11 protein-coding genes are annotated in these 21,573 nt (G+C 66.1%); 9 read left to right on the plus strand and 2 right to left on the minus strand.

The window, feature by feature from the left end; all coding sequences use genetic code 11:
* The first annotated feature begins 8 nt into the window (after positions 1 to 8).
* A complete protein-coding gene (locus ASD28_RS07155; protein ID WP_229412105.1) occupies positions 9 to 1,190 on the plus strand; it encodes a glycoside hydrolase family 88 protein in 1,182 nt (393 codons plus the stop codon).
* Between the two features lie 173 nt (positions 1,191 to 1,363).
* Positions 1,364 to 2,704, plus strand: coding sequence for an MFS transporter (locus tag ASD28_RS07160; RefSeq protein ID WP_056125802.1), 1,341 nt, complete (start codon positions 1,364 to 1,366; stop codon positions 2,702 to 2,704).
* Here the strand turns inward: ASD28_RS07160 and ASD28_RS07165 are convergent.
* Positions 2,643 to 3,722, minus strand: coding sequence for a LacI family DNA-binding transcriptional regulator (locus tag ASD28_RS07165; protein ID WP_056125803.1), 1,080 nt, complete (start codon positions 3,720 to 3,722; stop codon positions 2,643 to 2,645). The two genes, ASD28_RS07160 and ASD28_RS07165, sit on opposite strands and share 62 nt — an antisense overlap.
* 283 nt (positions 3,723 to 4,005) lie before the next feature.
* Here ASD28_RS07165 and ASD28_RS07170 point away from each other — a divergent pair, with 283 nt between their 5' ends.
* The 4 genes from ASD28_RS07170 to ASD28_RS07185 all read left to right on the plus strand — a co-directional run bounded on the left by ASD28_RS07170 (position 4,006) and on the right by ASD28_RS07185 (position 13,490).
* Positions 4,006 to 6,885: a TonB-dependent receptor gene (locus ASD28_RS07170; protein ID WP_056125805.1), complete on the plus strand. Its 2,880-nt coding sequence runs from the start codon at positions 4,006 to 4,008 to the stop codon at positions 6,883 to 6,885.
* Between the two features lie 20 nt (positions 6,886 to 6,905).
* Complete coding sequence (locus tag ASD28_RS07175; RefSeq protein WP_056125807.1) at positions 6,906 to 9,248, plus strand: beta-galactosidase; 2,343 nt, start codon at positions 6,906 to 6,908, stop codon at positions 9,246 to 9,248.
* Positions 9,249 to 9,264: 16 nt separating this feature from the next.
* Positions 9,265 to 10,518, plus strand: a complete 1,254-nt coding sequence (locus ASD28_RS07180; RefSeq protein WP_056125810.1) for a DUF2264 domain-containing protein — start codon at positions 9,265 to 9,267, stop codon at positions 10,516 to 10,518.
* Between the two features lie 203 nt (positions 10,519 to 10,721).
* On the plus strand, positions 10,722 to 13,490 hold the full coding sequence (locus tag ASD28_RS07185; protein ID WP_056125811.1) for a TonB-dependent receptor: 2,769 nt from the start codon (positions 10,722 to 10,724) through the stop codon (positions 13,488 to 13,490).
* Between the two features lie 66 nt (positions 13,491 to 13,556).
* On the opposite strand, the gene ASD28_RS07190 is transcribed toward ASD28_RS07185, so the two are convergent.
* Positions 13,557 to 14,450 (minus strand): alpha/beta hydrolase, encoded by an 894-nt coding sequence (locus tag ASD28_RS07190; protein ID WP_056125813.1) that lies wholly within the window; start codon positions 14,448 to 14,450, stop codon positions 13,557 to 13,559.
* Between the two features lie 153 nt (positions 14,451 to 14,603).
* Here ASD28_RS07190 and ASD28_RS07195 point away from each other — a divergent pair, with 153 nt between their 5' ends.
* From ASD28_RS07195 to ASD28_RS07205, 3 genes are all read left to right on the plus strand, one after another.
* Positions 14,604 to 16,850, plus strand: a complete 2,247-nt coding sequence (locus tag ASD28_RS07195; RefSeq protein ID WP_056125815.1) for a glycoside hydrolase family 3 C-terminal domain-containing protein — start codon at positions 14,604 to 14,606, stop codon at positions 16,848 to 16,850.
* A 131-nt stretch (positions 16,851 to 16,981) separates the two neighbouring features.
* Positions 16,982 to 18,184, plus strand: coding sequence for an AraC family transcriptional regulator (locus ASD28_RS07200; protein WP_056125816.1), 1,203 nt, complete (start codon positions 16,982 to 16,984; stop codon positions 18,182 to 18,184).
* A 176-nt stretch (positions 18,185 to 18,360) separates the two neighbouring features.
* Positions 18,361 to 21,411 (plus strand): TonB-dependent receptor, encoded by a 3,051-nt coding sequence (locus ASD28_RS07205; RefSeq protein WP_156403763.1) that lies wholly within the window; start codon positions 18,361 to 18,363, stop codon positions 21,409 to 21,411.
* Positions 21,412 to 21,573 lie beyond the last annotated feature (162 nt).

A 21,573-nucleotide genomic window follows, 5' to 3' on the forward strand; every position in this document is an offset into this window, starting at 1 on the left:
GGATTCACATGAAGAAGCGAACGATGGCGGCCATCCTGGCGGGCGGCATGCTCCTGCTGGCCGGCTGCGTGGACATGAGCGCAGGCATGAGCGCAAAGCGCGCCACCGCCCCGGCACACGAGGCGCGCACCACGATCCCGACGCGGGCCGAAGCGCTCGCCGTCATCGACAAGGTGAACGGCTACTGGCAGCGCACGACGCCGCCGACGGAATGGTCGTTCTGGAACGTGGCCGTCTACCACACGGGCAACCTGGCGGCCTACGAGGTCACGCACAACGAAGCGTACCGCCAGTATTCCGAACGGTGGGCCGAGTACAACGGCTGGAAGGGCGCCAAGTCCGACAACAAGGCCGAGTGGAAGCTCACGTACGGCGAGACGGACGACCACGTGCTGTTCGGCGACTGGCAGGTCTGCTTCCAGAGCTATATCGACCTGTACCGCCTCGGCCCGCAGGACCCGCGCCGCATCGCGCGCGCGCGCGAGGTGATGGGCCACGAGATCGGCACGGACCGCGTCGACTACTGGTGGTGGGCGGACGGCCTGTACATGGTCATGCCCGTGATGACGAAGATGTACCACCTGACGGGCGACCGGCGCTATCTCGACAAGATGGTCGCGTATTTCGAGTACGCGAACAGCCTGATGTACGACCCCGAGACGCATTTGTACTACCGCGACGCGCGCTACGTCTACCCGCAGCACCAGAGCGTGAACGGCAAGAAGGACTTCTGGGCGCGCGGCGACGGCTGGGTGTTCGCCGCGCTGGCCAAGGTGCTCGCGGACCTGCCGCGCGACGATCCGTACCGCCCGATGTTCGAGGAGCGCTTCCGCGCGATGGCGCAGACGCTGAAAGGCATCCAGGCGCCGGAGGGTTACTGGACGCGGAGCCTGCTCGACCCGGCCCACGCGCCGGGCCCGGAAACGAGCGGCACCGCGTTCTTCACCTACGGCATGCTGTGGGGTATCAACAACGGTCTGCTGGACCGCGGCACGTACCTGCCGGTGGCGGCGAAGGGCTGGGACTACCTGACCCGCACCGCGATCCAGGCCGACGGCAAGGTCGGCTACGTACAGCCGATCGGCGACCGCGCGATTCCCGGCCAGGTGGTGGACCGCAACTCGACGGCGCATTTCGGCGTGGGCGCGGTGCTGCTGGTCGCGTCCGAAATGGCGAAACTGACCCACTGATTTCTCTCCTTCGCGGGCCACCGTGCCCGTGTTCGGCCTGCCCAGGGATGGCAGGTCTTTTTTTTTGCCAATTTCCCAAAACCGGGGTCAGACCCCGGTTTTGGGAAATTAAAAGCTTGCGCTTTTTTTAAGCTGCGGCGATGCTTTAGCTCTTGTTAGTGGGAAACGCGTCCATGTTGGAAGACAAAAGCGCCCACGCCGTCGGTACGTTGCGTTATACGACGGCGGGCCTCGCCATCGTCATGTTCTGGCTGCTGTTCGGCGAGTTCGCCATCGCTTTCCGCGACCGCTCGGCCATCCCGGGCGTCATGGAACTGCTGCGCCAGCACCACGCCAGCGATACGATGATCGCGGTGCTCGTGTCCGCGCTGCCGGCGCTGCTGGGCGCCGTGCTCGTCCCCATCGTCGGCTTCCGCTCCGACCGTTTCCGCAGCCGCTGGGGCAGGCGCCTGCCGTTCCTGATGGGGATCACGCCCGTCGCCGCGCTCGTGCTGATCGCGCTCGGCAACTGCGCCACGTTCGGCCGCGTGACCGACCAGGTGCTCGGGACGCTGTCGCCCGGCGTGGATGCGTGCGTGCTCGCGTGGTTCTGCCTGTTCTGGACCGTGTTCGAAGGCGTCGCGCTCGTCACGCTTGCGCTGTACGCGGGGCTCGTCAACGACATCGTGCCGCGCCCCGTGCTCGGACGATTCTACGCGGCGTTTCGCATCGTCAGCCTCGTCGCCGGCATCCTGTTCAACCTGTGGTTCTTCCGCCTGACCGAACACCATCTGCGCGAAGTCTTCCTCGGCATCGGCCTGTTCTTCGGCGTCGCCGTCATGCTCATGTGCCTGCGCCTCAAGGAGGGAGAGTATGGCCCGCCGTCGGTGGATGGCCAGGATGCCGTGACGTGGCGCGCGATGGGCCGCGCGTATTGGCGCGAATGCCTGTCGGACCGCTACTTCCTGCTCGTGTTCTTCGCCCTGACGGCGTCCGAGCTGACGTTCATGCCGTTCAATACGTTCTCGCAGCTGTACGCGGAATCGATCGGCATGGACAAGGCCACCCTCGGCCGCCTGCTCGCCCTGTCGTACACCTTGTCGATCGGGCTGTCGTCCGTGATCGGCTGGCTCGTCGACCGCTACAGCGCCGCGAGCGTGACGGTGTGGGCGATGGGGCTGTACCTGTGCGTGGGCGCCGGCGGCTTCCTCGCCGTGCACGACCTGCAGAGCTTCGCGATCGTCTACGTGCTGCATGCGGTCGTGGCGGGCACGTATTACACGGCGTCCGCCTCGCTGCCGATGGTGCTGTTCCCGCGCGCCCGCTTCCTGCAGTTCGACGGCGCCAAGCGCTTCCTGTTCTCCACGTCCAACATCGTGCTGAGCTTCCTGCTCGGTCCCCTGCTCGACGCGACGGGCCACTTCTACGGCCTGACCCTGCTCGTCGGCGGCCTGCTGGCGGGGACCAGCCTGGTCATGTTCCGGACACTGGCACGCGCCGCGCGCGGGCGGGTCGGCGCGGCGTCGTCGGCATAGACGCCGCCTGCGGCGCCGGTCCCGTCGAATCGCGCACGGTGAGCCTGGCGGGGAAGGCGATGCGCGCGGGGCCGGTCATCTGGCCCGCGATCATGCCCACCACTTCGCGCACGGCATAGGCGGCGATCGTATCGAACGGCTGGTGCATCGTCGTCAGCTTCGGGAACACGCAGCTGGCGGTCGGGATGTCGTCGAAGCCGATCACGGAGATGTCGTGCGGGACCTTCAAGCCGCGGCTGTTGATGGCGTCGATGGCGCCGAACGCCATCTCGTCGTTCGCGGCGAAGATGGCGGTCGGCGGGACGGGGAGGGCGAGCAGCTGTTCCGTCGCCGCATAGCCGCCCGGCTGCACGAACGCGCCGTTGACGACGAGCGCCGGGTCGGCCGCAATGCCGGCCGCCTGCAGCGCATCGACGTAGCCCCGTTCGCGCTCGGCGCTCTGCCCTGTGCCCGGATTGCCGGCAATATAGGCGATGCGGCGGTGGCCCAGCTCCAGCAGGTGGTTCACGGCCACGCGCGCGCCGAGGCGGTTTTCCGCCGCCACGACGGGCACCGCGAGGGGACGCGCATCGAAGCAGATCACGACGCTGGCCACCTGCTGGCGCTCGATGGCGTCCAGGAAGCGGTCGTCCGCACCGGGCATCACGACCATCAACCCGTCGCACAGCTTGCCCAGCAGGTCGCACGTCGCCATGCGGTCCGGACTGTCGAAGCGTTCCGCGTTGAACAGCAGCAGGTCGTAGCCCTGGGCGCGCGCGTGCGTGCTCAACGCGCGGATGATCTCGTGCAGCACGACGGGGCCGTAATTGTTGACGAACACGCCGAGCAGCCGGCTGCGGTCCCCGCGCATGCGGCGCGCCAGCGGATCGGGCGTGTAATGCAATTGGGCGGCCGCGGCCATGATGCGCTCGCGCGTCTCGGCCGACACATAACCTGCGCCGCGGATCGCGCGCGATGCCGTGATCGGGGCCACGCCCGCGAGCCGGGCGACTTCACTGAGTTTGCTGACTTTACGCATGGGTCGAAGTCTGACGGAAAAATGAGACAACGTACATCACAAAATTCGTCAAAGGTATGACCGTTTGGCATGCCTGTCGTGGTTGTGCGACACAAAATCTGTCAAAACTGTGCTGTATATCCTTTAAAAACAATGACTTGTTCGATGATTTGATTCGTGAGCGCACTATTGCTCTTTAATAATCGCTTGTGGTAACGTGACCACCAGCCGGCGTAAAGACCACCGTTAGTCGTGCCCCAGACCGGCACCCATGTTCCAATAACGACACAAGAATGGAGACAAGATGAACAAGAAGTTGCTCGCCACGCTGCTGCCGGTGGCGCTGGCCGCCGCCTATGGGAACCAGGCCCTGGCACAGGATGCGTCCGCACCGGCCGCACCCACGACCGTTCCGACCGCCGAGCCGGCACCGCCGCCGGCCGACGCGCCCGCCGCGACCACCGTCGTCGTGACGGGCTTCCGTTCCAGCCTGCAGAAGGCGCTGAACCTGAAGCAGCAGGCCATCGGCGTGCGCGATTCGATCGTCGCCGAGGACATCGGTAAATTCCCCGAGGCGAACGTGGCCGAGTCGCTGCAGCGCGTGCCCGGCGTGATCCTGAACCGCGACGAAAGCTCGGCGGAAGGACAGCGCATCTCGATCCGCGGCCTGCCGACCGAATACACGGTGACCACGCTGAACGGCGCGCCGGTCAACACGACGTCGACGAGCACGATCGGCAGCGCGGCGCGCGGCTTCAACTACGACGTGTTCGCATCCGAACTGTTCGGCCGCGTCGACTTCTACAAATCCCCGCTGGCCGAACTGCCGGAAGGCGGCATGGGCGGCGTCGTCGACCTGCAGACGCCGCGCCCGTTCGACAATCCGAAGCGCACCGTCCGCTACGGCGTGTCGGCCGCCTACAACACGATGTCGGAGAAGACCGATCCGAACCTGTTCGCGCTGTATTCGAACACGTGGGGCAACTGGGGCTTCCTCGCCGGCGCGTCGCACTCGAAGGCCGTCAACAACCGCTCCGGCTTCGAGGCCACGGGCGGCTACAACAGCTCGCGCCGCGGCAGCGCATCGCCCGTGCTGGGCAACTTCGCGCTGCAGCTGGACTACGACGATCCGCGCGCGAACCTGTCCGGCTATACCCGCGACCAGGTCGACAACGCGCTGCTGCCCCGTATCTACCGCTTCTACGGCTCGCAGAACCGCCGCACGCGCGACGGCCTCGTGACGTCGCTGCAGTACAAGGAAGGTGGCCTGAATATCAGCCTGGACGGCCTCGCTTCGCAACTGAAGAACAGCCGCGACGAACTGTATTACGGCATCCTGATCCGCAACAGCAAGACGACGAACCGCGACGCGCCGGCCGGCCAGGCGGGCCACAACGGGCTGGTGCCGCTGGACGTGCACATCGACCCGGCGTCGAACCTGTTGACGGGCACCTTCGGCAATACGTCGTACAGCAGCGGCGTCACGTACGGCGAGGACAAGACGAAGTTCGGCTACCTCGCCCTGAACGGCCGCTGGGAAGTGAAGAAGGGCACCGTGCTGACCGGCCAGCTGTCCGCGAACAACAGCGACGCGAAGAGCTACCAGGACACGCTGTCGGGCCAGATCTTCGGCGTCGATTCCACCATCGACTACGGTTCGGACCACGTGTACCCGTCGATGTCGTCGAACGTCGACTACACGAACCCCGCCAACTTCACGGGCTTCGACATCAACACCGGCTGGACGCGCGAGACGGACAAGGGCCGCCAGGCGCGCCTCGTGCTGGACCAGGACTACGACCTGTGGGGCGGCTGGACGGGCCACTTCAAGGGCGGCCTCGTGTACGTCGACACGACGAAGACGATCGAGAAGCGCAACGGCACGACCGCCATGGTGGCCAAGCTGAAATCGTTCGGCGACGCGGGCCTGCGCAGCAACATGGTGTCGGCCCTGCCGATCTCGAACCTGGACATGGGCGACGGCTGGCCGCATCAATTCGGCACGTTCACGCGCAGCTACACGTATTCCACGTACGATCCGCTGGCCTACAACACGCCTGCCGCCTTCACGCCGGCGCAAAGCTTCGGCGCGGAAGAGAAGGTCACCACCGGCTTCGTGCAGTCCGACTTCAAGGGCGAAGTGCTCGCCCGCGAACTGCGCATCAACGCCGGCGTGCGCTGGGCGCAGACGAAGCTGGGCATCGACAACTACAAGAAGTCGGGCACGGGCGGCGCCTACCTGCCGAACCAGGAACACGGCAAGTACACGAACGTGCTGCCGGCCGTCAGCGCCGCGTACGACCTGACGGAAGACCTGATCTGGCGCGCGTCGTACGGCAAGACGATCAGCCGCGCGTCGCTGTCGATCATCGCCGCGCAGACCGTCATCCCGAATCCGTTCGACAACACGGCCACCGCGGGCAATCCGAACCTGAAGCCGCAGCAGTCGAAGAACCTCGACACGAGCCTGGAGTGGTACTTCAAGCCGGGCAGCCTGCTGTCGGCCGCGTACTTCAAGAAGGAGCTGACCGACGCCACCGTGTCGAGCACGACGCAGACCACGTTCGGCGCACTGGGCCTGCCGGATACGGCGCTGGGCGCGATCTTCCAGGACAAGAACGGCCACGTCGATCCGAACCTGCCGATGACGTTGCGCACCTACGGCAATGCCGGCCAGCAGACGTTGAAAGGCTACGAGCTCGCGTACCAGCAGGACTTCAACTTCTTGCCCGATCCGTTCAAGGGCCTGGGCGCGCTGGCCAGCTACACGCACATCGACCCGTTCAACAGCCAGAAGTGGATCACGAACGCGGGCAAGGAAATCGAAGTCAACTCGGTGCCGAAGTACGCGTACAGCTTCACGACCTACTACGAGCGCGGCCCCCTGGCGATGCGCCTGTCGTACAACTACAAGGGCCGTTCGCTGCACGGCGACAATCCGAAGAACAATGGCGACGACCTGATTCGCTGGCGCGCCGCCCGCGGTTACCTGGACGGCACCATCAGCTACAAGCTGACCGAGAACCTGGAACTGCGTCTCGACGCGCTGAACCTGACCAACACGCTGTCGTACGATTACTTCGAGGATGCGACGGGCCAGTACGGCGACGGCCACCGCACCCGCATGGACTATGCGAAGTATGACGGCCGCACCATCAAGTTCGGCCTGCGCGGCAAGCTCTAATTTTTACGATCGACGACCACATGACCATCAGTTTCCAACGCCGCCGCCTGCTGCAGGGCGCGGCCCTGCTGCCTTTCACGGGTACCCTGCACGCGGCCGCCTCCCGGCGCTTCGCGATCGGCGACCACGACTTCCTGCTGGACGGGAAGCCGATCCAGATCCGCTGCGGCGAGATGCACTTCGCCCGCGTGCCGCGCGAGTACTGGGCGCACCGCCTGAAGACCATCAAGGCGATGGGCCTCAATACGGTGTGCGCCTACCTGTTCTGGAACTACCACGAATGGCGCGAGGGCCGCTACGACTGGGCCGCCCAGCGCGACGCCGCGGAGTTCTGCCGGCTCGCGCAGCAGGAAGGCCTGTGGGTGATCCTGCGTCCCGGTCCGTACGCCTGTGCGGAGTGGGAGATGGGCGGCCTGCCGTGGTGGCTGCTGAAGCACGACGGCGACGCGTTCCTGCGCACGCGTGACGAGGCGTATCTGGCGCCGGCGCGGCGCTGGCTGAAGGAGGTGGGGCGCGTGCTCGGCCCGCAGCAGGTCACGCACGGTGGTCCGATCCTGATGGTGCAGGTCGAGAACGAGTACGGCTTCTACGGCGACGACGTGGGCTATCTGCGCGTGCTGCGCCAGGCGCTGCTGGATGCGGGCTTCGACGTGCCGCTGTTCCAGTGCAATCCGACGAACGCCGTCGCGCGTACGCACATTCCGGAACTTTTCTCGGTGGCGAACTTCGGCAGCGACCCGGCCGCCGGCTTCAAGGCGCTGGACGCCGTGCAGAAGGGTCCGCGCATGTGCGGCGAGTACTACTCCGGCTGGTTCGACACGTGGGGATCGCCGCACCGCCGCGGCGGCGTGGAAGGGGCGACGAAGGACATCGCCGCGATGCTGAAGGCGAATGGGTCGTTCAGCCTGTACATGGCGCACGGCGGCACGACGTTCGGCCTGTGGGGCGGCTGCGACCGCCCGTTCCGGCCCGATACGACGAGCTATGACTACGATGCGCCGATCAGCGAGGCGGGCTGGATCGGCGAAAAGTTCGACGCGTACCGCGCGGCGATGACGCCGTTCCTGGCGCCGGGCGAAAAGCTGCCGGAGCCGCCGCCGCGCATGGCGACGATGACGATTTCCCCGTTCGCGCTGGCCGAATCCGTGCCCGTGAAGTCCGCGCTGCCGGCGCGCGTCATCAAGGACGTCTCGCCGCGGCCGATCGAGCAGTACGACATCAGCCGCGGCCTCGTTTCGTATCGCGTGACCCTGCCGGCCGGCCCCGCGGGCGTCGTGGAAGTGGCCCGTGCGCGCGACCTGGCGTGGATCACGCTCGACGGCAAGCAGCTCGGCACCTTCGACACGCGCTACCGCCGCTACAAGGTCGACGTGCCCGCGCGCAGCAAGCCGGCGACGCTGGACATCCTGCTGTACACGATCGCGCGTGTGAACTTCGGCCCCGAGGTCCATGACCGCAAGGGCATTCATGGTCCGGTCACGTTCACGCCGAAAGGCGGCAGTGCGCAGCCGCTGGAACACTGGGAAATCCGCGCGCTCGATTTCGACGCGGACGGCGTGCTGCCGAAGCTGGCGTTCAGGAAGGGCCGCGGCAAGGGCGGCGCGTTCTACCGCGGCGGCTTCGACGCGGCGCGCACGGAGGACACGTTCCTCGACATGTCCGCGTGGGGCCAGGGCGTCGTCTGGATCAACGGCCGCTGCCTCGGCAGGTTCTGGAGCATCGGCCCCACGCAGACGATGTACCTGCCGGGACCGTGGATCCGCAAGGGCCGCAACGAGGTCGTCGTGCTGGACCTGACGGGGCCGCGCGGGCAGGGCACGCCGACGATCGCGGGTCTCACGACGCCGATCCTCGACCAGCTGCATCGCGAGCGCGATTTCCCGCGCCCTCCCAGCACCGCGCGCGTGCAGCTGGATGGCGTCAAACCGGCGCACGAAGGCGAATTCGCGCCGGGCTCGCAGACGCAGGACGTGCGCTTTGCCGCGGCCGTGAAAGGCCGCCAGTTCTGCCTGGAGTCGCTCGACGCCTTCGACGGCAAGCCGTTCGCGGCCGTGGCGGAGCTGTCGCTGCTGGACAAGGACGGCAAGACGCTGGACCAGTCCAACTGGACCATCGCCTGGGTCGACAGCGAGGAAGCGACGAAGGAAGACGGCGGCGCGCTGAATGCCATCAACGGCCAGAACAGCGACTACTGGATCACGGCCGACAAGGCCGCGTACCCGCACCGCCTCGTGATCGACCTGGGACGTAGCATGGACGTGGCCGGCCTGCGCTACGTGCCGCGCCAGGGACCGGACGGCACGCCGGGACGCATCCGCCACTTCCGCGCCTACGTGGGCGATACCCTGGTGGTGGACAAATAATCAACGAAGGAGACGCATGAAACGACGACACTTCATGGGCAGCTTCGCGGCCGCCGCCGGTGCGATGGGGTTGAAGAGCGCCGACGCGGCCACGCCGGCGCCACGCACGGGGAACGACCGCGAGTGGATGCTGAACCTGCTGCGCCGGATGGCCGAGCCGGTCCTGGAAGCGATGGCGAAGGGCGAGCTGAAAAAGCGCTTCGCGCTGGAGCTGAGCCCCACGTGGGACGGCCGCAGCCCGCAGGTCGCGTACCTGGAATGCTTCGGCCGGCTCATCGCGGGCATCGCGCCGTGGCTGGCGCTGCCCGACGACGCGACGCCGGAAGGCCGCCTGCGCGCGCGCCTGCGCCAGCTCGCGCTGCAGTCGTACGCGCATGCCGTGGATCCGAGCAGCCCGGACTACCTGTCCTGGCGCGAGCATGGCCAGGCGCTGGTCGACTCGTCCTATTTCACGAACGCGCTGCTGCGTGCGCCGAAGGCCTTGTGGGATCCGCTCGACGCCACGACGAAGCAGCGCATCGTCACCGAGATCAAGGGCCTGCGCCGCGTGGAGCCGCCGTACATCAACTGGATGCTGTTCGCGGCGATGAACGAGGCGTTCCTGCTGTCGGTGGGCGAGCAGGCGGACCCGATGCGCACGAACGTCGCGATCCGCAAGGTGAACGAGTGGTATGTGGGCGACGGCTGGATCAAGGATGGCGAGACGTTCCACTTCGATTACTACAACTCGTACGTGATGTACCCGATGCTGGTCGAGATCCTCGAGGTGCTGGAGCGGCACAACGCGCCGTTCTGGAACGGCAAGCCGGCGGACCTGCGTGTCCAGGCCATGAAGCGGATGCAGCGCTACGGCGAGCACCTGGAGCGCTTTATTTCGCCGACGGGCACGTATCCGCCGATCGGGCGCTCGCTCACGTACCGCACGGCCGTGTTCCAGCCGCTCGCGCTGCTGGGCTGGCGCAAGCAGCTGCCGGCCAGCCTGCCGGAAGGGCAGGTCAGGGCGGCCATGCAGGCGGTGCACGAGGCCGTGTGGTCGGACCCGACGAATTTCACCAAAGACGGCTACCTGACCCTCGGCTTCGTCGGCCACCACCCGGAGCTGGCCGACATCTATTCGAACAACGGCAGCATGTACATCGCCTCCGAAAGCCTGCTCGCGCTGGGCTTGCCGGCGACGGACTCCTACTGGACGAGCCCTGCCCAGGACTGGACGCAGAAGAAGGCCTTTGCAGGCCGCGCGTTCCCGAAGGATTACGCGGTCAACTACTGAAGCACATGCAGTGCGAATCGTCTTATATGTTTTTGGCATGCCAGAGCGTAAAGAAGCCATAGTGGTAACGATCGCACTGCTCCGTACAATAAAACCAGCGGGCGTACAGACACCCCTTTTAGCGTCGTGACGTGACAACGTTGTCGCCGCCGCCCCGGAGAAAACAACCACATATTCGAATAACGGAGATTGGAGACAAGAACATGATCAAGAACCGGATCAGCAAGACCGTACTCGCGACGGTCATCGCCGAGCTGTGCGTCGCCGGCTATGCCGGCGCGCAGACGACGACCGCACAGCCCGCGGGCGGCGAAGTGCAGCAGGTGGTCGTCAGCGGCATCCGCGCGTCACTCAGCTCGTCGCTGATGACGAAGCGGCTGCAGGACGGCGTCGTCGATGCCGTGTCGGCCGAGGATGCCGGCAAGTTCCCCGACACGAACATCGCCGAATCGCTGCAGCGCGTGACGGGCGTGCAGATCCAGCGCAACAACGGCGAGGGCCGCTACATCTCTGTGCGCGGCCTGGGCCCGGAATTCAACAACGTCCTGATCAACGGCCGCACGATGACGAGCGATACGGGAGGCCGCGAATTCTCGTTCGACGTGCTGTCGTCCGACCTGATCTCCAAGGCCATCGTGTACAAGACGTCGCAGGCGTTCCTGCCCGAAGGCGGCATCGGTTCGACGGTCGACATCCAGACGGCGCGCCCGCTGTCCGGCAAGGTTGGCAGCTCGACCGTCGTCAACGTGTCGGATTCGTGGGACTCGAATTCGCGCAAGAACACGCCGAACCTCAGCGCCCTGTACTCGTACGCGAACGCGGAAAAGAACTTCGGCGTGTCCGGCTCGCTGTCGTACACGGACCGTGCCTCGCGCCAGTACAAGGCCCTCAACGACGCCTGGAACCTGCTGGACGTGAAGATGATCAACGGCAACCTGAATTCCAAAGGGCTCACGGCGGCGGACGTCACGACGAAGAAGCTGCTCATGCCGCAAAGCTACGGCTTCCAGAACGAGGACGAAAGCCGCAAGCGCCTCGTCGCCAACACGACGGTGCAATACAATCCGTCGCGCGACTGGAAGATCACGGCCGACGCCCTGTATTCGCGCCTGAACCAGCGTAACAAGGTGATCGCCATCAGCGACTGGATGAATCCGACCCAGCTGAACGTGAAGACCGACGCGAACGGCCAGGTGACGGGTTTCGACCGTCCGGGCTCGAATTTCGTCGCCAACAACCCGGGCCTGGCCGCGGCGGGCATCCTGACCGAGGCGAACTCGAACGACATGATCGTCAAGGGCGGCGACCGCCTGTCGACCACGCTGGCCTACGGCCTGAATTCGAAGTGGAACCTGTCGCCGGACTGGAAACTGGAGGCCGACCTGTCGTCGTCGCGCACGGCGATCGGCTATCCCGACCTGTGGATCGTGGCCGGCATGGTGCCGAAGAACGGCGACGTGCTGACGTTCGGCTCGACGCCGACGGTGACCTTCGGCGACGGTATCGCAGATCCGTCGGCCGTGCGCGCGCACGCCGTCGGGAACACCATCGCCTCGAACCACGACGACCTGCACGAAGGGCGCCTGAACGCGTCCTGGAGCACGGACATGGGCTGGTTCAAGGGCCTGCAGATGGGTACCGCGTACTCGCAGCGCAAGGTCGAGCACATCCAGTGGAGCTCCGATTCGTGGAACGCGTTCTCCGGCTACCACGTGTCGCTGCCGTCGTCGCTGTTCACCGTGACGCCGCTGGGCAATCCGTTCGGCAGCGGCGGCGGCGTGCCGGCGAACTTCCTGAGCTTCGATCCGTACGACTACATGGCTTACCTGAACCAGCCGTCGCTGATCCCGCAATCGAACGACCCGGCCCATTACGCGGACAAGTCGGTCTTCCCGAACGGCCCGATGGCGATCGACTACACGAAGCCGTCGCTGTGGGCCGTGCGCGAGAAGGTGGCGAACGCGTTCGTCCAGTCGAGGTGGGAAGGCGAGGGCTGGTCCGGCGACCTGGGCCTGCGCTACATGCGCGTGAAGTCGCAGTCCTCGGGCACCAGCCGTATCCTGCTGTCGGCCGTGCAAAGCCCGAACGACACGACCTATATCCAGAACTGGGGCCCGATGCAGACGAATTCGGTCGACAACAGCTACAACGCGTGGCTGCCGTCCGCCAACCTGAAGTTTGACCTCACGTCCGACATGCTGCTGCGCTTCGGCGCGTCGAAGACGCTGACCCGTCCGACGCTGAACCAGATGGGCGTCAGCAATTCGTATGGCGGCCGTACCGGCTATGTCACGAGCGGCGGCGGCAACCCGTACCTGAAGCCGATGCGTTCGAATAACTTCGACGTCTCGTACGAATGGTACCTGTCGAAGACGAACTACGTCAGCGCCGCGCTGTTCACGAAGAAGGTGTCGGACTTCCTGGAGACGTCGCTGCAGGACACGAAGCTGCCCCAGTATCCGAACGAGATCGTGCACGACACCCGTGTCCGCAACGGCCAGAAGGGCACGATCAAGGGCGCGGAACTGGCCGGCCAGTTTGCGTTCGACAAGATCCACCCGCTGCTGGAAGGCTTCGGCGTGACGGCGAACTACACCTACGTGGATGCGGAAGCGAACCGCGATACGTCCGAGGGTCCCGTGGCCTGCGGTTATCCGGGCCTGTCGCGCCAGTCGTACAACGCGTCGCTGTTCTTCGAGAACAGCAAGTTCCAGGCACGGGCCAGCTATAACTGGCGCAATCACTTCTCCATCGATTGCGGCGGCGGCAGCACCTTGCCGCGCAACCGCGCGGCCTACGGCCAGACCGATGCGAGCCTGCGCTACAACCTGACCCAGCAACTGTCGCTGTACCTGGACGCCATCAACCTGACGAACGCCAAGGTGCACGAGTACGCCAACAACGACAGCCAGTTCCTCACGCTGGAAAACGACGGCCGCCGCATCAACCTCGGTTTGAGGATGCAGTTCTAAGCAGTAGGGGTCAGAGTCTGGCGCCGTACGGCGGCGATGCTCTGACCCCGAATGCCGATGCGCCGATTATTGGATCAGCTTGCGGTCGCGCAGCCACTCCTCGGCGCGCTTCGGCCACAGCGAGAAGTCGCCGTGGTCGGCGCCCATGCCGGCGCCGTGGCCGCCGCGCTCGAACAGGTGCATCTCGGCCGGCACGTGGGCGCGGGTGAGGGCCTGGAAGAACAGGATGCTGTTCTCGACCGGCACGGCGCCGTCGTCCTGCGCGTGGACGAGGAACACGGGCGGCGTCTGCGCGGTAACGCGGGTCTCCACCGACATCGCCTTCACCTGTTCCGGCGCTGGATGGGCGCCGAGCAGGGCGTAGCGCGAGCCTTCGTGCGCGAACGGCGGCATCAGGGTGATCACCGGGTACACCAGCAGCGCGAAGTCGGGGCGCGCGCTGACGGCATCCAGCGCGGCGCCCGTGCGGCCCGCCGGGTCGTCGAACAGCGTGGCCGCGCTGGCGGCGAGGTGGCCGCCGGCCGAGCTGCCCATCACGCCGACATGGTCGGGCGCCACGCCGTAGTCGGCGGCATGCGCGCGCACGGTACGCAGCGCGCGCAGCACGTCCTGCAGCGGCGCCGGGTGGCCGTAGTCCGCCAGCCGGTACTTCAGCACGAAGGCGGCGACGCCGAGGCTGGACAACCATTGCGCGTACTGCTTGCCTTCATGGTCGGCCGCCAGGAACTGGTAGCTGCCGCCGGGGCAGATGATGACCGCGGTCTTCGCGGCGTGGCCCGCGGCGGCGGGGTAATACGTCAGCGACGGCTGCGAGACGTTGCTGATGAAGGTCCCGTCGATCTTTTCCGGGCCGGGATTCGCTTTCGCGTTCGGCACGCCCTCCGGCCAGAGCGGAATCACGGCCGTCTGCGCCTGGGCGCCGACGGCGAGGAAAATCAGAGACAACAACAGTTTGCGCATGGAAAACCCCTTGAAATAAAAGGGATTGTCGTCACGGGCGCGCGCACGGCGCAATTATGAAAATGGCGGATGGCGGCAATGATTTCTGCCGATGCTGCGATTTCCTGTGCCGTTCCGGCTACCATCTCCTCTTTTTTGCACAAGGAGCTGCACGTGGACCGTCTCGCCACCATCAGGAACAGGATCGCACTGCTGTGCGCCACCGCCGTCTGCTGCGGCAGCGCGCTCGCCGCCGAGCCATGGATGAATGCGAAGCTTCCGGCGGACGAGCGGGCCGCCCTCGTGCTGCGCGAGATGACGCAGGACGAAAAACTGAAGCTCGTCTTCGGTTACTTCGGTATGGACAATGATGGCAAGAAGATGAAGCGCCCGGCGCCGTCGCACGACCAGTCGGCGGGTTTCATCTACGGCGTGCCGCGCCTGGGCATCCCGCATTTGTGGGAAACGGACGCCGGCCTCGGCGTGGCCAGCCAGGCCGGCCCGAACGTGCGCCCGGCGACCGCGCTGCCGTCCGGCCTGAACACGGCGGCCACGTGGGACGTCGGCACCGCCTATGCGGGCGGCGCGATGATCGGCGCGGAGGCGCGCGCCTATGGCTTCAACGTGCTGCTGGCGGGCGGCGTCAACCTGATGCGCGATCCGCGCAACGGGCGCAATTTCGAGTACGGCGGCGAGGACCCGCTGCTGGCCGGCCGCATGGTCGGCGCGCAGATCCGGGGCATCCAGTCCAACCACGTCGTCTCCACGCTGAAACACTTCGCGCTGAACGACCAGGAGGCGGGCCGCACGACGCTGAACGTGCTGATCTCCGAGCAGGCCGCGGTGACGTCCGACCTGCTGGCGTTGCAGATCGCGAACGAGGAGGGCAATCCCGGCGCCGTGATGTGTGCCTATAACCGCGTCAACGGCGCCTACTCGTGCGAGAACCGCTGGCTGCTGACCGAGGTGCTGAAGGGCGACTGGGGCTTCAAGGGCTGGGTGATGTCGGACTGGGGCGCCGTCCACAGCACGGTGCCGGCGGCGAACGCCGGCCTGGACCAGCAGTCCGGCATGCCGTTCGACCTGGCCGACTACTTCGGCGCGCCGCTGAAGGAAGCCGTCGCGAACGGCTGGGTACCGCAGGCGCGCCTGGACGACATGGCGCGCCGCATCCTGCGCACGATGTTCGACCACGGCGTCGTCGACCACCCCGTCGCGCCGGCGCCGGAGACTATCGACTTCAAGGCGCATGCGGCCGTGTCGATCAAGGATGCGCAGGAAGGCATGGTCCTGCTGAAGAATGCCGCGCGGACGCTGCCCCTGGCCCCGGCCGTGAAGCGGATCGCCGTCATCGGCGGCCACGCGGACAAGGGCGTGCTGGCGGGCGGCGGCTCGTCGCTGGTGTACCCGGCCGGCGGCAATGCGGTGCCGGGCATCGCGCCGACGTCCTGGCCCGGTCCCGTCATGTATTACCCGTCGGCGCCGCTGGAGGCGATCCGCCGGCGCGCGCCCGGCGCGACGGTCAAGTATGCCGACGGCGCCGACCGCGCCGCGGCGGCCGCGCTGGCGCGCGAGGCCGACGTCGTCGTCGTGTTCGCGACGCAGTGGACGGGCGAGGGCGTGGACGCGCCCGACCTGTCCCTGCCGGCCGGCCAGGAAGACCTGATCGCGGCCGTGGCGGCGGCCAATCCGCGGACGGTGGTCGTGCTGGAGACGGGCGGTCCCGTCGTGATGCCGTGGCTGTCGAACGTGGCCGCGGTGCTGGAAGCGTGGTATCCCGGCACCAGCGGCGGCGAGGCCATCGCGGGCATCCTGTTCGGCGAGGCCAACCCGTCCGGCCACCTGCCGGCCACGTTCCCGGCGTCGACGGCGCAACTGCCGCGTCCCGTGCTGGACGGTTATCTTGACGGGAACGAACGCCGCTTCGACGTCGATTACCACGAAGGCGCGGCCGTCGGCTACAAATGGTTCGACCTGAAAGGCCTGAAGCCGCTGTTCCCGTTCGGGCACGGCCTGTCCTACACCGACTTCACGCTGTCCGGCCTGAAGGCGGCGGCCAGGGACGGCATCGTGACCGCGTCGTTCACCGTCGCGAACACGGGCAAGCGGGCGGGCAAGGAAGTGGCGCAAGTCTATGTGGCGCCCGTCGGCGCGCGCTGGGAAGCGCCGAAGCGCCTCGGCGGCTTCGCGAAGGTGGACGTGCAGCCCGGCGCCGCCGCGCAGGCGTCCGTGACCATCGATCCGCGCCTGCTGGCCGTCTACGATGCCCCCACGAAGCGGTGGAACGTGGCGGCCGGCGACTACCGTGTCATCCTCGCGGCCAGCGCGGCGGACGACAAGGCGCAGGAGACGACGGTGCGCCTGGAAGCGGCGTCGTACGACGTCCACGGCAAGCCCCTGCGCACCCGCGCGGCGCCCTGACGGGTGAGCGTCGCCCCGTTGCGTAACTGCAACGCGGCGACGAAACCGCGATCCGGCGTGGGTGGGCTGTTATGATTCCAGCGACGTCCCCATGAGAGGTGACGGCCGGAGACAATCACCCACCATGCCATATGCAAGAGTTTTATAAGAAGGCGTTGTACGCGTTCATGCTGATCGTGCTCGCGGACGCGCTGCTGGCGATCGTGCTCGTCGACCGCAGCTATCTGTCGCAGCAGCTGCCGCTGGCGCAGGAGGCCGGCGATGCCGGCGCGCTCCGCTGGCGCGTCGGCGTCACGGCGAAGCAGTGGTACCCGCCGATGGTCCAGGTCGACGCCAAGGCACGCGACAAGCTGCGCTTCGACCTGAACCTGCCGGCGGCCGATCCGGATCCGAACGCGTCCGCGGACCTGCTGGCAAGCGACGGCAAGGGCCGGCCCCTGCAGGCCGACCTGTCGATGTACAACACCATCTCGTTCGTCGCGAAATGCGCGCCCGCCAATTCGCTGATGTTCATCGTCTCGAACTTCGACGAGCACGTGTCGCAGCGCGGGAATTACCTGACTTATCCGCCCGCCACGACCTATTTCTCATGCAACGAGGCGGGCGTGCCGGTGACGCTCGACCTGACGCGGCTGACGATTCCCCCATGGTGGTTCGACGCGGTGCATCGCGACCTGTCGCGCCAGGATTACCTGCTCGACCGCGTGGAACGCATGGTCTTCGGCGCGACGCCGCAGAGTCCGCGCGGCGTGCCGGCCCGCGTCGAGATCAGCTGGATCACGCTGCGCGGCCGCGACTACCGCTACCTGGACTGGCTGGCCGGCCTCGTGACGGCGGGCTGGATCGCGTTCGGCGTGTGGTTCTTCCGCGGCCACGCGCGCGCGATGCTCGCGAGCGTGGACACGCAGCTCAAGAAGGACCTGCCGCTCGTCGCCTACCGCCAGCTGACGCTGGAGCCTTACCGCGACAAGGAAAAGGCGGCGGTGCTGAAGTTCATCGCGACGAATTACACGAATCCGGAACTGGACCTCGAAGGCGTCGTCGCCGCCACGGGGACGAACCGCACCAAGGTCAACGACGTGCTCAAATCGGAACTCGGCATGACGTTCACCAGTTACCTGAACAAGCTGCGCCTGACCGAGGCGGCACGGCTGCTCACCGAGAAAAACGAGACGACCGTCGCCGAAATCGCGTACTCGGTCGGGTATGCCAACGTCTCGTATTTCAACAAGCTGTTCAAGGAGGAGTACGGGTGCACCCCGAAGGCCTTCCGCACGCTGGCGGACCAGCAGCCCCCGCCCGCCGATCCTGTGCAGGAAACCGCAGCGCCATGAGTCAAGTCGTTGCGCAGGCCATACACATCGCAATTTTCATGTGCCGTGCTGGTGATTTTCACAATTGTTCCACTGGTTGCTCCTGATCAAAATCGTTGCACCGCCATTAAGCGGTACATGCCGTCTTTCGGCATTCCGATAAGAACGGCGCACAAAAACGCAGAGGAGAATACCAAGTGAAGCAGTTTCAAAGAACCGCCATCGCGACCGGAGCAGCGCAGTTCGTGCTGATGGCCAGCGGGGCCATGTTCGCGCACGGCGCGTACGCGGCCGACGCCGTGAAGAAGGACGAGGCTACCACCGTCGTCGTCGTGGGCCAGCGCGCCGCGCTGGAATCGGCCGCCGCCCGGAAGCGAACGGCGGACGAGATCATCGACTCCGTCGTCGCCGACGACATCGGCAAACTACCGGACAAGTCGGTGACCGAAGTCCTGCAGCGCATGCCGGGCGTGACCATCGACCGCATCCTGGGCCGGGCCGATCCGCTGCAAGGCGTGGGCGAGGACAATCGCTTCGCCGCGGAAGGCAGCGGCGTGTCGATCCGCGGCCTCAGCTACGTGCGCTCGGAATTGAACGGACGCGACTCGTTCTCCGCGAACGGCGGCCGTGCACTGAGCTTCGAGGATGTGCCGCCCGAACTGCTGGCGGGCATCGACGTGTACAAGAACCCGTCCGCCGAGCGGATCGAAGGCGCCATCGGCGGCCTGGTCGACCTGCGTACCGCGATGCCGTTCGACTTCAAGGGGTTCAAGGGCGGGGTGACGGCGGAAGCCACGCGCTCGCAGCAGCGCGGCACCACCGCGCCGGCGTTTTCCGGCATGCTGTCGAACCGCTGGAACACCAGCCTGGGCCAGGTCGGTGCGTTGATCGACGTGTCGCGTTCGAAGGTCGCCACGCGCAGCAACGGCATGGGTGTCGGCCACTACTTCCCGCGCATCGACGCCGTGGTGGGCGACACGAGTGGCCAGGAGCGCTGGGTTCCCCCGGGCGTCAACTGGAACACGGGCGACTACGATCGCACCCGCGAGGGCGTCTATGGCGCGCTGCAGTGGAAAAAGGGCGACTGGGTCTCCGGCCTGACCTACTTCAGGACGAAATACAAGCTGGCGACGGCGGAGAACCAGCAGTTCATGCAGGTGAATCCGCGTAACGTCATGGTCTCCGACGCCACGTTCGACAGCCACGGCGCGCTGTTGACCGGCACGCTGACCGATCCCCAGGACAAGGGCCTGTTGATCGGCTCCAATGCGCGCAGCGTGGGCCGCGAATCCGCGACGACCGACATTGCATGGAACACGAAATGGAAGGCGTCGGAGCAGTTGTCCTTCGACCTGGACCTGCAGCACACCCGGTCGACCACGGAAGGCTGGGACAACCTGGTGGCGCTGAACGCCTACATGGCGAAGCAGGTCGTGGACCTGAGGGGAGACATCCCGCAGGTCACCTTCGACGCCTCGGACCGGGCTTTCCTGTCGGACGTCGCCAACTACAACTGGGACTCCACGCAGCAGCACCGGGACGTGGCCTTCGCCACGCAGAACGCGCTGAAACTGGACGGCAAGTACACGTTCGATCATCCGATTCTCCAGGACCTGCGTTTCGGCTTCCGCCAGACCGAGCGTAATTCGCTCACGCAGGCGAATACGCCCAACAGCCAATGGACCGGGCTCGGCGCCTCGTGGGCGGTCGGGCCTGCAACGTGGCAGCCGCTGAGCTCGATGATCTCCCTGGGCGATCCGCGCTTCAACAAATTCAACACCACGCAGCCGTTCCGTGGCTTCTTCAACGGCAAGACGTCGGTGCCGGCGCTCGTGGTGCCGACGCAGGGGTTGACCGGTAGCGGCTCGCCGCCGCCCGGCTTCTTCACGCTGCACGAATTCGTTCAGGCGGTCTGCAAACCCGACCACTTGAGCGACGATATCTGCAACTGGAAGCCCGCTCCGTTCGGCGACCCCATCGCCCGCAACAAGCAGGGCGAGCGCACGCAGTCCATCTATGGCCAGCTTCGTTTCGGCTTCGATAACCTGCGCTTCCCGGTGGACGGCAACGTGGGCGTGCGCGTCGTGCGCACGAAGGAAATGGCGGAAGGCTACACGCTGCTCGACGCGACCAAGCCGGAGGATGCCGCGTCCGGTGTGCCCATGTTCGCAGCGATGTCGAACAAGCAGAATTTCGACAACACCTACACGAATACCTTGCCGACGCTGAACCTGAGGATGAAGGCAAGCGACGAGCTGCAGTTCCGCTTCGCGGCGTCGCAAGGCATGTCGCGGCCCGATTTCTACAAGATGCAGGCCTATACGACGCTGAGCGTGTCGCCCAAGCGCGACCCGGATCCGACGGACCCGAACAAACAGATCCTCCGCACGATCGACTACACCGGCAGTGCCAACGGCAACACGCAGCTCAAACCGACCAGGTCGAACAATCTCGACCTGACGGCGGAATACTACTTCGGCAAGGGCAACTCGCTCACGCTGGCGCTGTTCAACAAGAAGCTCAAGGACATCGTCATCGACAGGACGACGCTCGTTCCGATCAAGGACGTGACCGGCCAGTCGCACGACTTCCTCCTCACTTCGCCGGTCAACGGGGCACGCGGTCGCGTCAGCGGTCTGGAGCTCGGTTACCAGCAGTATTTCGACATGCTGCCCGGCCTGTTGTCCGGCTTCGGGGTATCGGCCAACTACACCTACATCAACAGCAAACTCGACGTGGGCTTGCCGGGGAACCGTACATGGTGTACGCCGACCACGCCCGAGACGACGATCATCGGCGCGCTGGGCGGGTGCGACACCGACGGCCGCTACCTGAGCGGCGACCTGCCTGTGATGGGCCTGTCGAAGAACGCGTACAACCTGGCGCTGCTGTACGACAAGGGACCGGTGTCGGCGCGCCTGGCGTACAGCTGGCGCTCGGCCGCGATGACGGCGATTCACACGTGGGGTACGTACGACACCAGCGGCATCTCGATGAATCCGGACGACCCGAAATTCAACCAGGGCTATTCGGCGAACTACGTGCTGCCGGCATGGGCCGGTGCCTACGGACAGCTTGACATGGGCATCCAGTTCAAGGCCACCGATAACCTGACCGTGAACTTCGACGCGTCGAACCTCACCGACGCGCTCTACAAGTCGTACAACCAGCAGGGCATCGGCATGAAACTGTACGGCGTGAACTACACCGGACGTCGTTTCACGGTGTCGGCGCGCTACGCGTTCTAAGACGTCGTGAGGCGCTTGCCTCCTGCGGTTCGCAGTCGCGACCGCGGGAGGCGTCGCCGCAAGCCAGCCGCCTTCTTGGCGGCCTTTTTTTTGCCGGCGGCCCGGTGCGGATGAGGTACACTTTCCGACCGTGCGCCGGAGGTATTTGCGTTTCTGTACTGG

This window comes from Massilia sp. Root133, assembly GCF_001426525.1.
Taxonomy (GTDB): Bacteria; Pseudomonadota; Gammaproteobacteria; order Burkholderiales; family Burkholderiaceae_D; genus Telluria; species Telluria orientalis.

Excerpts from the sequence above, each read along its gene's own strand:
- ASD28_RS07185 (WP_056125811.1), top strand. The coding sequence starts at position 10,722 with ATGATCAAGAACCGGATCAGCAAGACCGTACTCGCGACGGTCATCGCC.
- ASD28_RS07170 (WP_056125805.1), top strand. The coding sequence starts at position 4,006 with ATGAACAAGAAGTTGCTCGCCACGCTGCTGCCGGTGGCGCTGGCCGCC.
- ASD28_RS07155 (WP_229412105.1), top strand. The coding sequence starts at position 9 with ATGAAGAAGCGAACGATGGCGGCCATCCTGGCGGGCGGCATGCTCCTG.
- ASD28_RS07200 (WP_056125816.1), top strand. The coding sequence starts at position 16,982 with ATGCAAGAGTTTTATAAGAAGGCGTTGTACGCGTTCATGCTGATCGTG.
- ASD28_RS07175 (WP_056125807.1), top strand. The coding sequence starts at position 6,906 with ATGACCATCAGTTTCCAACGCCGCCGCCTGCTGCAGGGCGCGGCCCTG.
- ASD28_RS07190 (WP_056125813.1), bottom strand. The coding sequence starts at position 14,450 with ATGCGCAAACTGTTGTTGTCTCTGATTTTCCTCGCCGTCGGCGCCCAG.
- ASD28_RS07180 (WP_056125810.1), top strand. The coding sequence starts at position 9,265 with ATGAAACGACGACACTTCATGGGCAGCTTCGCGGCCGCCGCCGGTGCG.
- ASD28_RS07160 (WP_056125802.1), top strand. The coding sequence starts at position 1,364 with ATGTTGGAAGACAAAAGCGCCCACGCCGTCGGTACGTTGCGTTATACG.
- ASD28_RS07165 (WP_056125803.1), bottom strand. The coding sequence starts at position 3,722 with ATGCGTAAAGTCAGCAAACTCAGTGAAGTCGCCCGGCTCGCGGGCGTG.